Raw genomic sequence first — 14,952 nt, forward strand, 5'->3', positions numbered from 1 at the left:
TAAAGGTGAAAGTATGAATAAAGAAGCATTGCATAATTTTGTCTTGAAGTTCAGAAAAGAATACACTACAAAAAATACTAATATTTATGTCTATAATAAAAGTGACATAGCTAATTTAATTGATAAATATCCATTAAATGACAAAGAAGCAGAGCTATTGCTGAATCATGGTTCACTAATCCTACAGAAGTCTATGTTAATCTATCTTGAATCAGTGTAAGCATCCGATAAAGTACACATTGTATTTTTCATAAATAGAAAACCCGATATTAACTTTTGATTAAAATTGATATCGAGTCTTTTATTCTTCACCATAAATATTTAGGGATATTCCTAAAATAACGTGAATTCGATATGAGTGATACTGAGATTATGGTTATTCGGTGGTTTCCGCTGTTTCAAGCATTACTACAAAGAATATGCCTGTAAACATCTGAAACACCTTTTTCCGCGTCAGGTTTCTTATAACCGTATTCATCAAAAAAGTACTGCCGGGAACCTGTACCGGCATCAGTTTTGTCGACTCTACTCCTTCACGTGTTTGTCGTAACCAAAAAATCCTTATTCATAAAAACATTTGAGGAACTTACCGAGCGTGGAAAATATTCAATGGGATGGTTCTTCGGATTCAAGTTGCATCTGATAATCAATGACAAGGGTGAGATTCTCAATTTTATGTTCACGCCTGAAAACGTGGATGACCGGGAACCATTGAAGCAAGGTAAGTTTCTGGAGAACAGCAAAGGAAAACCATGTGCAGACAAAGGATATACTGGTCAGACTCTGTTTGAGAACCTTTTCCTTAATGGTGTACAGCTTGTCACTAAAGTTGAAAACAATATGAAGAATTCACTGATGAGTATTGCCGACAAAATTTTGCTCAAAAAAAGAGCCTTGATCGAAACGGTCAATGACGGACAACTTGCTATTTTTTAATTTTATATCGAATTCACGTTAAATAATGTTCTATGAAAAAGGTAGAAGATTGGGAGAGTTGAACGAAAAAAATCAAGAGAAAAGTCCACGTAAAGTAAAACTTTTTTTTTAATTTAGAAGAAAGAGGGACATTCACTGAATATCACAAATTATGAACTAGGGACTTCAAGGAAAGAAACTTCTAATCATTCAATCAGATTTTATAAGTCCTTTCCTATGCTAGAAACAATTGGAAGAATATCGTTATGGTAACGGAGTATGGAAGAAATTTAACCTAATCTTACCTAATGGATTTAAGTTATAAAAATGAATAAAACCAGAGAAGAAAATCATAATTCCTCTCCAACTGTTTTTGTTAACTGATACAAAAACATCAAGTACACACATCACAACTCCAGCCCAACAACAGATATCCATTTTCCTATTTTTAAATTCTCAGACACTGCCAAATCAATAGCCGCCTCATTATTTTTCGTCTTGTCAGTCAAACCAACACATAAAGTATACTTTCCTTGTAATTTTGCCGGAATATCAAACTGACTCAGATAATTGTATGACATCCCCTTCAGCCATTCGGAAGGTTCTGCTTCCGGTTCTGTATGCAAGAATACAATCTCCTGTCTTTCATTCATCAAAACAAAGCTAACCTGATACTTATAATTCCAATTAGGATGATTATTAGGCAATACACCCACACCATAGTTTTTCCATGAATGAAACAAAGTCAATGTTCTGTTATTCTGTTCTACTTTGATATAATCCGGATAGAGACGATAACCACCCAAAGTTATAAAACGCTGAACTTGATCCGGTAATTCTTCTATCCAAAACTTACACTGTAAAGGCACACGCAAATCCAACGTGTTGCAATGATTGTCTAAAGCATCAGTCACAGAAACAATAAAAGCCTCTTTGAAATCGTTCATGGCAAAACGTTTGTCTCCTTGGAAATGCTTGTACTTTGAATTGTCACCATTTTGTGCGTTAAACCACCAGCATCCCTCACCAATAAGAGCTCTTTTCGGGAAAAGCTCGTCATGCACCATCGCACGTTCTTCATTAGAAAACCAAAAACTGCCTATACCATCCCTACGGGGAAGAAACCCCAACTTATCATATACAAGCGGCTTGGAGAATCTATAGTCACTCTGCGAAAGATTCATCACTGTAAGCACTTTTTTAAAATGCCTTGCATACGATCCGGTTACCTGTCGGATGACAGTTTCCAAATTCTCCTTCTTTTCGAGTGCTAAACCATGTCCTTCTCCCCATCTTCCCAATCCATACGCATCCATATAATCCACCTCATCCGGATTGTCATATTCTTTTGCGAAAGCTTCTACAAACTTATCCAGCTTTTCAAGAAATACCGGATTGTCATAATAAGGCTGAGTTTTGCCTTCATCATCTATTGGGCTTTCTGTAGCTCCGGCTTCGTATACATAGGATGGTACCCCATCTACGCCATGAAAAAACACCCTAAATGCCAGTTTAAGTCCTTTGTCTTTAGCTTTTTGTATATACCATTTATACTGTTCATTATAAATCCATGCATATTTACCTTCTTCAGGTTCCAGATCTTTCCATAGCATTCTGATATATAATATATTGGCATAATCAGCAGCCTTGCATTCTTCCATCTGTTCCCAAAAAACTTCGGGGGTATAGATGTTGCTTTTATTATGGCGTGTTCCCTGAAAAGACCAACCTTCTTCGTACATCATCCATCCCATGGCAGGATTTTTTAGTACAGTGGTCAAATTCGGGGTATAATTTACCCATTTGTTTACTTGGGCTTGAAGTGAAGCAAATCCCAATAAGTACATACAGCACAAGAGAATTGCAGCCAAGCGTAAAACAGAAATGCTTTTCATATGATCAATAATTATCCAATTTACCAAAAAATATATATCCTTATAGGAAAATCATTACCGGAGATTTCCCCATAAAGAAGATTAGTGTAAAGATAAGTTCTAATTTCTCTTTTCTTTAAGAAGTCAGGTAAAAGAACTTAGCTTCCGTATCTTATTAAAGATAATTTTAAGTTTTCGGTGCAAATATACAATTATTATCATAAAGCAGATATGTTTGATAAACTTTTTATAAAAGACTTCACCATTTACGTAAATAATAAGAATCGGATATAGCCAACAAATTAAATGAAGCATCCATCTGACATTAATGTACACCGTCCAGATCAAGCATATCTAATCTGGAAAACAAATGGTAATATGCTATTGCTGATCTTTTATTTATAGTAAAAACAGACAGCAGAATACCCGGATTATTCCGTTTTTTTTGTCCTTCATACAGTGCCAATGAAGAAGTCTGCGTCTTTCCCCATATGGAAATACCTGAAGTATGTTCAAATGGAGCACCCCCACAATAGCAAGCAAATTTCCTCGGGTTGTCAAACCTTTGAAAATTGTCAGTAGCATACAGTAATACAATGGCATTGATTATTCCTATCCCTTTTATATTTCTCAACAGCAAGTAGTTTGTGTAAAGAGAACTACTGGCGGCTATCAATTACTCCATAGCCTCTTCCACCTCCAGAACCTTTTCTTTGATTGAATTGAGCTACTCTTCCAAAAAAGAAATAGATTCTGTCACATCAGCTAACTTTGCCATCTGGGAGAATGTTTCCAATAACTTTATGCTTGATACTTTTGCTTGACCAAATTCTCACGCATAATAATCCATCTTCTCAATCTCACCAAGTCTTTGTCCGGCAATTTGTATAGTTTCAATTTTCGGCACAGAACAAGACTTCGGATAAAGAGAGCTGATAATCTGCTATCCAAGCTAACAAGGATTGAATTCCTCCCGGAGTGTTATCAAAAGACTTGTTTCACAAGTCTTTTTCGTCCGCAGACATTAATGATGCATCGAAAGTTTTTTTTTCATACATCAAGACTAACAAAATGAGAATAATTCATAACTTTGCATTTACAGTATTAAACATGAAAGAGAAACAACTAATACATTTATTAGATCGTGAGCCTACAGTTCTAACCGGATAGGTTCTCCGATTAAGAGAGTTACAGTCTGATTCAACCTATAGTTATTTAAGACTAGTGTCAAAGTTAGTTCACTGCAACTCTTCCTTTCAAATATACACTTATATTTTTATTGGGATATTTAATACTGCAAATGTAAATGTGTCAAAACTAAAATGACCTATCCAATTGTCAGCTGTAGGGCAGGATTTACCTGCCCGAAGACACAAAGCAAGCTGTTTTCGGGCGAACGAACTTCGCCCCTACGAACTAAACGACAGCATTATCCACGTTTTGACACACCCCAACCAAACGCAAGCAAGCTATTCTTAATAAATATTTGAAATAAGTTATGTGATAAGAGTGCAGTCTATTTATGGCACACCGCTAAAAAGAGAAATGAAAAAGTATGCAAACAGAACAACAGATAATTCGTATCAAACATTTACTAAACAACAAGAGCCTGTCTTTTATTATTGGGGCAGGATTCAGTAAAAACATGTCTAATAAATTTTTCGATTGGGGTGATCTTCTTAAGCCGATCATCACAGAAATGTATCATATAGACGATGAAAAAGAAATTAAGCATAAAATTGAAGAAATCGGGTATCTTGGAATAGCTCAAGAATATGTACGAAGGAAGGGATTTCATGAGGCTATTGATGTCTATATAGAGCAACATACCCCTACCATTTCAATTAAAGAAAATTCGGATGAACCAGAGTATATCGTAACTCTTAATAATGAATTTATAGAAAGTGCGGATGTCACTTGCCATAGGCTATTGTTCAATCTTGATGTAAAGCATATTTATACATTTAATTATGATAACTGTCTTGATATTATTGGCAATACCGGAAAAGCTCAAAAGCTCTTATCTGAAATAAGAAACCTCCAAAACAAATTAGAGTTTCTTGAACTCAATGAAGAAAAATTAAGTGGATATTTATATATTTCAATAGAAGACAATATGAAGGCAGTAAAGGTAAATTTACCAACTGCAATTCAGAACGACAACGGGGATTACAATCATTTTATTAAGACGCTTAATTGTAATTATCCCGAACTCAACTTGTTTACAGATAATATCTCACACATAAAGGATAACTGCCACATTGTTCAAAATGAAATAGCTCGCATTAAAGCACAGATATTATTGCTACAGAAACATCGTGAATCTGTTTATCAACTTATCTCATCATCTGAGATGTTATCTCTTACGGATGGGAAAAGAAGCATATTTAAACTGCATGGTTCTATTAGATTAGATAAAAGTGCCCCATATGGTTTTGATGGAGACCGCCATTGTAATTACATTATTACATCAGAGGATTATAAAGAGTATCCCATAAAACATGAACCGTTTGTTAATTACATGAAAATATCACTATTAAAAGGAGCTTTTTGTATTATTGGTTTTTCATGTGATGACCCAAATTTCCTATCATGGATGTCTTGGGTAAAAGAAGTTGTAGATAAGAATATAGAAATCAGGAAAGAGTTATCTCAAAAGAACTCAGCAAGATTTTTCTACATACATTCCGCTGATAAACCTCTATCTGAAGAAAAGAGATTATTATTAAAAAATCATTATATTGAATGTGTCGAGCTATTCAGTCTATTTGAAGGTGATTGTCACAAAGTAAGAATTATACAGTTTCTAAAACAACTTTTGCCGACATCTTTATATTATCCTAAAATTAAGAAAACATGGCATAGCATAAATAAATATATAAGTGATATTCAATACTCCAAAAAAGATTGGAATATCACCAAAATAAGTGAGGATATTAAATTCATTTATTGTTCTGCAAATGTAAACAGAATTCCGTTGCAATCCAATTCGGATCATCACAACAGGAACCATATTTTGCAGAGGTTGCAGAGTCGATTCCGAAGGAAATGGAATGCAGCGTCTGAACTTGAATTAATGTTAGCTTTCTCAGCCCTCAGAGAAGAACTTTTATTACCTTGTCATTATTTTGACGATGAGATATATAATCAGCTGATAGAAACTTGTAAAAATTCACTACAGTCAGATTTAAAATGTTTGTTACATAAGGAACAAGCTCTAACAAATCAAAAGTTTTCAGATACGAATGACCATATAAGTCCATTTATTCAGATTTGGAAATACTTATATAATTTTGATTTCAAAAGTGCAAAATATCTTGTCGATTCATGGAAACCCTTAAAGGATAATCCGATTGATGAAGTGAGAAAACAGATGTTCAAAGCCCTTTTCTCTGAAGATGTATTTGAGGATATTCGTCCATTGACTAATCAAGATTTATATTATTCTATTCAAGATTATCTCAATGCACTAGAATTATTACCTCTAATTAGCCGAAATTATACCTTCGGACAGGATGGCAGCATGAATAATGCAATAGACTTCTCTGATGAGGTTAGTCAAATACAAACAGATTGCCCATATATAAAAAATGCAGACTATATTTTAAATAGATTAATAGAATCCATTAAAGAAAACAATAAAACAATTCCATTTGGCAATAAATCACGGTCTTTCGATTTTGACAGTGACAATTCAAAGTTTATCAATTCATTTAAAGTATTAAGTATTCTTTTTGAATTGTGCCGACCTTTGCATATCAGTAATATAATATTATTCTCTACAGAAAAATGGAACATTGTTTGTGATAATCTCTATCAGGACTATCCCTATCCATGTCTATTTTATAGTCTTCAGTACAATGATGAGAAACTCACTAAGTCTGTTAGTCAAAAGATATTATATTGTGACCGTTTGACTCCCTATCTTCCTAATATTGTAAAATCATTATTTGCATCGTTAGGACAATCTGAATGCCCTAATTTCTATCGGACTCCTATAATGAAATCTCTTTCAATACTATTAATCGGTTTGGATGCCAAATTTTGGAATAGTGATTTCACGAAGTTCTTTGATAAACTACAACCTTATGCAGAAAATGGGACAAGGAAGTATGATGATTTAAATTATTCACATGAGAATTTTTATGAATTAGTGACATTCGGATTGACCTGGACATCTGACAAAGATTTTAAACTTAGAGTTATTTCCGAAATCCTTCATACTCATGAAAGTATTGATAATTGGAAAAATCTACTAATAACAAAAGCCTTAAAATCTCTTACTAACGAAGACTTTGTGGCTTCAAAATATTATCAAGACATTTATCAGGATTTGCTTTGGTTATGTCAAAACGGGAATATCCCTGCACATATCTATGTAATATAAACCTTATAACTTTACTTGATACTCAGACTGTGCAACAATGCTTGGAAAGGCTTCCAGAATCCTTGATAAAATCCGACTGTACTTTAATACAAGCTATACCTCATTATATCAAACAAGATTCGAATTTAGTATCAGTGATTAAACGAATAGTTTTGAAATCACCATTTTTGTGGCGTAATGGTATTGAGAAGAAGGGGATGACTATAGGATATTCATTTATTGATATTACAGGTATTTCAAACCAAATAGATTTTACTGCAACCGAAATGGAGGTACTTTGGGAAAAAATGAAAGTATCACTATATCAAATAAAAGAGGTATGTAATAATCAGAGAGAGGAGGAATCCACCTTCTTCATAAATCATTTTGCTACATTATTAGATGAAATGAAATCATTTATTGAAAGCAATACTTTTAAAGCAATCTCTCCCAAAGAATATGATGAAATCTATAACGAAATAATTTCATTAAGAGTATCCGTTGCGTCAAATGTATGTCACAGCATATATGATTTACTTATAAGAGATGAGACAAGTGATGCTATATCAATGCTTGTTGATATAAAACCGGAAATTCGTTTTCCTAAATACCAGGGAGAATATATATTATTGGCAAACAAACTTGTTTTAATGAAATCTCAACATCTCAACAGTTGTATGAATCATTTCTCTTGGATAGTTAATTCATATTCCGAATATATTCCACAAGATATATTCAAGTCTTTACTTGAGTTTATCCTAATTGCTTATGAACCATATTTTAATGGTAAACAAAACTGGAATTTACCCTTTGCTAAAAAGGAGGATTTTGAAAGTGGACTAATTAAGATTTATAGTGTGTTCAAAAAATGGGGTGGCATTAATGTCTTTTGGCAATCATATAAACCTAGATTTATAAATCATTAATAATCATCCTTATTATAATAAAAGATTTTATCAATGACAATTGACGATATAAAGAAACTGATAGCCTCTGACGAATCACAGACTTTGGAGCTGAAGAAAACTACTGACGAGTTAAAAGAGGAAATCACTCGAAGTGTCCATTCCTTAATACAGAAAGAAGTTAGTTAATTTTGGTGTAGCACCAAAGTCGCTAAAGATAATCGGGCAAGAAGTGACAGCACGCATTTTATAAAGTACACATTGTAAAGCCATCCACTCTTCCGTTACTTTGCCAACAAAAAGACCATGAAACGAATAATGAGTAAAGAAGAGTTCCTGTCAGTTTATGAAAGGCAACAAGCCAGTGGTTTGACCATAAAAGATTTCTGTGAGAATGAGACCTATTCATCATCCTGCTTCCATTATTGGAAGAAGAAATTCGGCCTGAGCCGTACTTACACCAGCCATCCGGATAGAGTTCCCGATGATACATTCATTCCATTGGGCCTGTATCGCAGGGGAAATCTCCCGTCCGGCACAGCATCTTCCAAGCGATTAGAAACCGAAAGTCTTGGTTCGGCACCTAATATTCTGTTGATAAAATATGTAAACATAAAAATATGTTTGGTTTTAATTCAGATATTAGAATTTGAACCGGCAGGAATAGTGTTTTAACGATTTGGAGAATGATTTCATTTCGTTCAAAACAATTCCGTGTCTAAGAGGTTACAATAAAAAAGGTTACTCATTCAACATCGGTTTATCGGTCATAACTTCACAGCCATAATCCGATAAACTGCATCAAACATTGCTTATTCAAATAATAAGTTTGTATTTTTGGATGAAATATCGGAAGGTTATGGATAAAAGAATGGTTTTGGATAGTATCATGGGGCTCTGCCTAAAGGAGAATGACAGGAGTATAGATATGTATATAGCAGACAGAAAAGGCAATACATATCCGATAACCCATGTATTTCTTGGCGGAAGCGGAGTTTTATATGCAACAAACGGTACTGCTTTGGTTGCCCTGGAAGAGCTGGACGATAATACCCTGAATAATATACTGTGTTTTCTGGGATAATAAAAAAACATGCTGGAAAAATTAAAAGAATCCGACCGGTCTTGAAACTATATTTATCACAAATCGAGAAGATAAGTCATAAGCCAAACAATCCGAACCAACCTTTTAGGGTGAATTACCAGCAAAGATAAAGGTTAAACTGTACATAGCCAATAAATATCAGCAAAACACACTCACAAAATATTTCCTTAACCATAATAATACCATACCCGTGCTGTTTTATGTTCCATGGCAAATAGGAATGAAACTTATAAACAGCATTCATCAGCTTCATATAATTAATGTATATTCCCCCCATCCATACTTTATATAATTGCCTGAAAAATACTGAAAAAGCCACTTTTTTACGAGAAACTAAATTTTTTTATGAGAAAAATAGATGAGTTTTCAATAAAGTATGTATATTTGCAGCAAAATTAAGAGTTTAACCGTACTTGAATAAAGTTGGAACAGGGGAAATATTATGGAATATCTATTTCTGAAACGTAAAAAAGCCTCTTTTGTTTCGCAAAGACAGAAGGACTTGCTTTTTGATGCTGCTGAAAAACAGTGGCGGAAAGAGTTTGTTGCAGGCGGAATTGAGACAAGAAAGGTGGATTTGGATATTTACAAGTCCCTTCTTTACTTCTTGGAGATAAAACAGGTTTTTCTTGACCCGAAACTGTCCCTGAAGAAATTGAGTATGATGATTGAGACAAACCAGACCTATCTGTCGAATGTGATAAACAGGTATTTCGGATGCTGTCTGAAGAAATTAGTGAACAGCTACAGGATAGAATATGCCAAAGAACTCTTACGTGCAGGAAACTGTCCGTTGAAGGAACTTCCCCAACGAAGCGGCTTTACATCCAAAAGTACTTTCTATGCCGCTTTTGGCAGACAGTCGGGATATACGCCGAAACGTTATATGACATACAAATGGAAAAATGAAATGTAAGATAATTAAGTCCTTTAAAACCAAATATGAACAACCAATTTTTATTTTTTTTAAATTTATAAATTTAAATTCATTATGAACAAAAAATTTTTAAGTGCAATCCTGTTCGGAGCTTTAATGGTTTCGTCAACAGGAACATTTGTATCTTGTAAAGATTATGACGATGATATCGATAATCTGCAAGGACAAATTACTGCAAATGCTGATGCAATCAAGGCTTTGCAGGATCTCGTTGGTAGCGGTAAGTATGTTACTTCAGTTGCAAAAACAGCTGACGGACATGGCATTACCTTTACATTCAATCAGGGTGATCCTGTAACTATCACTTTGGATGATGAAAAAGGCAATGGAGATGTTGTGAAGGTTGTAGATGGTATTTTATATATCAACGATGAACCTCAAGAACTGAAGGTTGCCACAAGTGAAACGAAACCGTCTATCATAATGCAGGATGGTGTATGGGCTGTATTGCAGGAAGACGGAACCTACAAATCTACAGGCGTTCCCGTTTCCGGCGTTAGCGTTGTAGGTAGCGAAGCTGATGGATTTACACTGACTATCTTTGATAAAGACGGTAACAAACAGGAAGTGAAAGTTCCTACTGCTACCTCAATAGTTAGCGATTTAATTTTGATTGATAACAAACAAAATTTAGACTTTAAGAAGTTTACATATACAGGGGAAGTTGTAATAAAAGAATGGAAAGGGCCACGTACTTTACCAGCTGAGAAGGGTAAACAAATAAATCTTGTTTCTTCTGTTGAAACCCCTGTTGTACAAATTAATCCGACTGGTGTTGATGGTAAGGAGTTAACATACTCATTAGTTGATAGTAAAAATAATATTCCCAACCATATTGCCTTAAAAGCTACTGATTATAAAGAGCTTGTTGTAGAAAGAACAGCAAATCCAAATGGGTTGTATACTTTATCAATGAATGAAGCTTTTATTTCAATGGATGATGTTGAAAAATTTATTAACCAGTTCAAAGATGGGGATAACTATAAGTTATACGCTGTAACTATTGGTAATATCCGCTCTGAATATCAGTTAAAAGTACAAGAATCGCAAGAAAAAATTAATTTAACTCAACTTGAAATCAAAGATGCTTCAGGTAATCTTATAGAAATTAATGGTCAGAAATTTGTTGGCATTAATCAAACCTGCGGTTCATCAGAACATCTGGCTGCTAAGATTAATACTAATGAATGGTATTTTGTAAACGGAAAAAATGCTGGTGCTTTATATGATATGCACCTTTCTGTTGATGATGATGCCAAAACTTTATTTGGCATTGAAATTGAAGAGACTGTTGGTACATATAAATTTAGATTGACTAAAACTCCTGATAATATTACAAAAGCAGGTTTCAAATTAACTTTAGAAACTGTTAGTAATGAGGGGGCACATGAAACAGCTAATGTATGGTTTGGTCAAGCAAGTACTATTTCTAATGAAGTAGTTTATGATCCTATCACTCATCAGCTGAGCAAGAATAGCACTACTGATCTTTCTAAGGATAAGAACTTCTTCCAGATTGATTTGACTAAGATGAAGGATGCTCTGGGTACTGAAGGTCTGGCTTTGTGGAATACTAAGGTGAAGAGACATGAAGTTACTTACCTCAAAGCTGACGGTACACCTTTGACTGAAACTGATCAAATAGTAGAAACTTTCGTGTCTGAGTTGAAAGATAACATGAAGGGTAACAACGATAAAGCCGTACGTGTAGGTAAGACTGCTAAGAATATGATTTTTGCTGTTAACAATAAGAAGGCTGGTAATAAAGAAACATCACCGTTTAGAATTGGCGAGCAGTATACAGCTGTTATCACATTCTATGATGCTTTGACAGGTGGTGAGAAACTGAATTCTATCAAGGTTCCGTTCACATTCACTCTGCCTGCTATCACTGAGTTGTTCGCTATTGATCCGGGATTCGTTCAGGATAATGTGGCTAACTGCTACTTATATGAAGATGATTCTGATAAATATATTGCTGGTACAACAACATCTACTACTGCTACATTCAAGCTAAGCAGAATCTTCTCTAAATATGATACCAACGGATTTACTGTTAAGCTGAATACTACAGACAAAATTGGCTCTACAGATAAGGTATCTTCACAATTAGCTGATTTGAACGTAGCGGGTTATGATGAGGTTCCGGTTGAACCTAATCAGTTAGCTTACTTGGCTTTGACAGGTACATTGGGACAAGAACCAGGTTACGATCAAGTTTTGAAACTGACTATTGATGGTAAGTTCGACAACGCTTGGACATATCCTTCTGATGCAGTATTCAACTTCCAGGTGAAAGTAATGAGTCCGATTGAAAAAGGTAAGATTGTTCCGAAAGAAGGTAATGTAGTAACAATCAAGGCTTCTGATTTGGACGGTTATAAGTTCGGTAATGATGTTATTATCGGTTACACTTATAATACTGAGGTATCTTACAAGGTTATGCCGGATATAATTAATGAAAAAGACAATAGTAAAGCAGCATGGTCTCGTACTGATATTAAAGAAGTAACTGGTGAAACAGGTAACAAGTTGTACTTCGAAGTTGGTAATGGTGGTTTAGCTACTGCTGCTACAACAAAAACTATTGATGGCAAGGAAGTAACAGTTGAAGGTGGTCTGATCCTGAAAGGTTATCAAGTTGACCACACAGTTGAAACGACTATCAAGATTAAAGTAGAAGATATTTGGGGTCGTGTTAAATCAAGTCCTGTTCCTGTTAAGATTACTGTAGGTGAATAATATCACACTATGGTTGGATAAAAATTGAATAAGTCGTTTCTCTGGTGAGAGAAATGCTTAGATAATAGAAAAACTTTAAATTTATAGCTGAATCCCCCGCTTGTGAAAGTAGGGGATTCTTTATTTATTTATCTTTATTGGTGGCTTTTCTTTGCTTTAACTCTAACCTCTTTCAAATAATGTTATATATGCTTGCTTTTGTCAGGTTAAAGTAGTGAATAACTCTACTCAATTCACACATGGTGTCCTTTTCCTTATATAATAATCTGCCTCCTATTTTGTAATAAGGCAGCCTGCCGTTCATTCTGTAATCAGCCAGCGTCCTTCGTGTCAGCTTCAATTTCTCCGCCAACTCGCTGTCGATAATGTAACGTTCTTCGTTCAGGACCGGACGAAGGTTTTGCTCCTGATCATCCAGCATTTTGGACAGGGTGCTTATGTTCCGAAAAAACGTATAATCTCAGGGCTTTCTTTGGTCAGCATGAATTGAGTCATAAGGATTTGGGGGTTACATGGTGAATACTGTTTTCCAAATAATATATAATATCCTGACGCCTGTAATATACCTTGCGGTCTATATGGCTGTAAGGGATAATCCTGCTTCTCCGAAGTTGCAACAGCTTTCGGGGTGAGACATTCATAAGCATACATGCTTCCTGGTTGTCAATCCAGTCATCCATACTACAGATGCCTTCTCCGCATGTTTCACGCATTTGCTTTTCAACGGCTTCCAAAGCCTCATTCATTTCCATGAATGCCTTAGCTTCGATACATACAAATTCCATAAACTCTGCTTTTTTTGTCCGGCACGAAAATACGGGAAGGAAAAGTCGTGGGCCAAAGGATGTCATCAAACGGCATCAGATGTCATCAGATGTCAGAAACCGGTCTGTTTGGGGCAGCACTTTGTTCCCTCCATCTTCCTCCGCAATGAAAGGAAGCAGTCTGGACCTGCTAGCAGCGGAAATAGAAACCATACTGAAACTTCAATAAAAACAATTATGACCACCAAAAGAAGAACGGATTACCAAGTGGACGAGGAGGCATTGAAACGCATGATGGCAGGAGATGTGACCGCTTTGGAAAGAACGGTTCCTCCGGAAGAGAAGCCGGAAACAAAAAGTCAGGCTAGACCTTGTCTGGAGAAACAGGAGAAGAAAAGCGGTTCTTCCAGACAGCAAATAAAAAAACACCGGATGGAGCGGCTGATTCAGATGAATACCGGAACCGGTTTCTGAAAGTGAAACTGTCGGGAGCAAGAAGGCAGACCTATATTAACGATACATTGTACAGGACTGTTGCCAAAGTATTGCCGGTCATTGCACCGGAAATGTCTGTCCCCATGTTTTTAGGGAGTGTACTGTCAGACCATCTGGAAAGGTATCAGCATATCATCAATGAAATATATAATCAAGAAGCAACTCAAAAGCCAATAGAATGGAAGAAATAGTTTATTTATCAATACGGTTCGGCTGTACCGCTTATCTGTTATATAAGGTATGGAAACAAAAAGAGAGAATAGGTAAAATCTGTGATCTGCTTTATACTCCCCGCAATCGGCCACAAGCAGAAAAAGACAACGGTGAACCGGGAAATGCACAGGATGTGATGGGAGCTACCCGCTTTGTCTATCTGGACGAGAATGCCGGGAAGACCGTCGCCCCTTACATGAGCCAGCAACTGGAAACCGGAAGTGATTTTATCGGAGCGGATAAGGATATTCCGGAAGATGAAGTGGAATGCAAACTGCCTTTGGAGGAGATGAGAATGCTGAAAGAAGAACAGAAGGAACTGGACAGCCGCTCTTCCGAAACGGAAGCCATTGCTCCGATGGTTACTCCTGCTGACCTGCTCAATGTAGGCGACGTGCTGTTTAACCTGAATGGTGCTGGCTCGGACGGGAACAAATCATACAGGGCGGCCATGACACTGCATTCCATCCGGGAAACGGACATGTTTGAACTGTTCTCCTCCCAGGTGGAGAACAAGAAGCTGATTGAGGAACTGATGGAGAAATATGTGGATAAGGAGGGGAATGCGTTGCCTTTGAAAAGAGAGAGAAAAGAAAATCCAGTTGATTACGAATGGAGGCATTTTCTTTAAAGTGA

Annotated in this window: 12 protein-coding genes and 4 pseudogenes; 12 read left to right on the forward strand and 4 right to left on the reverse strand. The window is 35.8% G+C overall.

All coding sequences use genetic code 11. The features are described from left to right. The first annotated feature begins 13 nt into the window (after nucleotides 1–13). Complete coding sequence (locus HMPREF1534_RS21000; protein WP_254883589.1) at nucleotides 14–220, forward strand: hypothetical protein; 207 nt, start codon at nucleotides 14–16, stop codon at nucleotides 218–220. Between the two features lie 138 nt (nucleotides 221–358). Next, nucleotides 359–915 (forward strand): annotated as a pseudogene (locus HMPREF1534_RS21240) (IS982 family transposase); the annotation flags it as partial. A 407-nt stretch (nucleotides 916–1,322) separates the two neighbouring features. Here the strand turns inward: HMPREF1534_RS21240 and HMPREF1534_RS06775 are convergent. Together HMPREF1534_RS06775 and HMPREF1534_RS21395 are read right to left on the reverse strand one after the other, a co-directional pair. Continuing rightward, the gene (locus HMPREF1534_RS06775) at nucleotides 1,323–2,810 is read right to left on the reverse strand and encodes a hypothetical protein (protein ID WP_005941687.1); all 1,488 of its coding nucleotides are present in this window, start codon (nucleotides 2,808–2,810) and stop codon (nucleotides 1,323–1,325) included. Between the two features lie 304 nt (nucleotides 2,811–3,114). After that, nucleotides 3,115–3,465 (reverse strand): transposase, encoded by a 351-nt coding sequence (locus tag HMPREF1534_RS21395; protein ID WP_128081331.1) that lies wholly within the window; start codon nucleotides 3,463–3,465, stop codon nucleotides 3,115–3,117. A gap of 879 nt (nucleotides 3,466–4,344) precedes the next feature. Between HMPREF1534_RS21395 and HMPREF1534_RS06770 the strand changes: the two genes are divergently transcribed. From HMPREF1534_RS06770 to HMPREF1534_RS06740, 7 genes are all read left to right on the forward strand, one after another. Beyond that, on the forward strand, nucleotides 4,345–7,176 hold the full coding sequence (locus HMPREF1534_RS06770; RefSeq protein WP_005941689.1) for an SIR2 family protein: 2,832 nt from the start codon (nucleotides 4,345–4,347) through the stop codon (nucleotides 7,174–7,176). A gap of 152 nt (nucleotides 7,177–7,328) precedes the next feature. Further along, entirely contained in the window at nucleotides 7,329–8,081 is a 753-nt protein-coding gene (locus HMPREF1534_RS06765) for a hypothetical protein (protein WP_128081332.1), read from the forward strand. A 33-nt stretch (nucleotides 8,082–8,114) separates the two neighbouring features. Next, nucleotides 8,115–8,249: a hypothetical protein gene (locus tag HMPREF1534_RS21010; RefSeq protein WP_005941693.1), complete on the forward strand. Its 135-nt coding sequence runs from the start codon at nucleotides 8,115–8,117 to the stop codon at nucleotides 8,247–8,249. A gap of 117 nt (nucleotides 8,250–8,366) precedes the next feature. Further along, nucleotides 8,367–8,735, forward strand: a complete 369-nt coding sequence (gene tnpA, locus HMPREF1534_RS21015) for an IS66 family insertion sequence element accessory protein TnpA (RefSeq protein ID WP_005941695.1) — start codon at nucleotides 8,367–8,369, stop codon at nucleotides 8,733–8,735. A 184-nt stretch (nucleotides 8,736–8,919) separates the two neighbouring features. Beyond that, nucleotides 8,920–9,144 carry a hypothetical protein gene (locus tag HMPREF1534_RS06755; protein ID WP_258461894.1) on the forward strand — a complete coding sequence of 75 codons (225 nt, stop codon included), beginning with the start codon at nucleotides 8,920–8,922 and terminating at the stop codon, nucleotides 9,142–9,144. Between the two features lie 463 nt (nucleotides 9,145–9,607). Then, the gene (locus tag HMPREF1534_RS06745) at nucleotides 9,608–10,081 is read left to right on the forward strand and encodes a helix-turn-helix domain-containing protein (protein WP_005941702.1); all 474 of its coding nucleotides are present in this window, start codon (nucleotides 9,608–9,610) and stop codon (nucleotides 10,079–10,081) included. Between the two features lie 75 nt (nucleotides 10,082–10,156). Continuing rightward, nucleotides 10,157–12,844: a hypothetical protein gene (locus HMPREF1534_RS06740; protein WP_005941704.1), complete on the forward strand. Its 2,688-nt coding sequence runs from the start codon at nucleotides 10,157–10,159 to the stop codon at nucleotides 12,842–12,844. A gap of 172 nt (nucleotides 12,845–13,016) precedes the next feature. Here the strand turns inward: HMPREF1534_RS06740 and HMPREF1534_RS06735 are convergent. Continuing rightward, nucleotides 13,017–13,339 (reverse strand): annotated as a pseudogene (locus HMPREF1534_RS06735) (helix-turn-helix domain-containing protein). Further along, a complete protein-coding gene (locus HMPREF1534_RS06730; protein WP_005941710.1) occupies nucleotides 13,336–13,629 on the reverse strand; it encodes a helix-turn-helix domain-containing protein in 294 nt (97 codons plus the stop codon). The pseudogene HMPREF1534_RS06735 and the gene HMPREF1534_RS06730 overlap by 4 nt, the downstream one beginning before the upstream one ends. A 115-nt stretch (nucleotides 13,630–13,744) precedes the next feature. Between HMPREF1534_RS06730 and HMPREF1534_RS21245 the strand changes: the two are divergent. From HMPREF1534_RS21245 to HMPREF1534_RS06725, 3 genes and pseudogenes are all read left to right on the forward strand, one after another. Further along, nucleotides 13,745–13,837: pseudogene (locus tag HMPREF1534_RS21245) on the forward strand (ParA family protein); the annotation flags it as partial. An 8-nt stretch (nucleotides 13,838–13,845) separates the two neighbouring features. Continuing rightward, a pseudogene (locus HMPREF1534_RS0119100) lies at nucleotides 13,846–14,294 on the forward strand (DUF3408 domain-containing protein). Continuing rightward, the gene (locus tag HMPREF1534_RS06725) at nucleotides 14,282–14,947 is read left to right on the forward strand and encodes a DUF4122 family protein (RefSeq protein ID WP_005941719.1); all 666 of its coding nucleotides are present in this window, start codon (nucleotides 14,282–14,284) and stop codon (nucleotides 14,945–14,947) included. The pseudogene HMPREF1534_RS0119100 and the gene HMPREF1534_RS06725 overlap by 13 nt, the downstream one beginning before the upstream one ends. Nucleotides 14,948–14,952: the final 5 nt, after the last annotated feature.

This window comes from Phocaeicola massiliensis B84634 = Timone 84634 = DSM 17679 = JCM 13223 (assembly GCF_000382445.1).
Taxonomy (GTDB): Bacteria; Bacteroidota; Bacteroidia; order Bacteroidales; family Bacteroidaceae; genus Phocaeicola; species Phocaeicola massiliensis.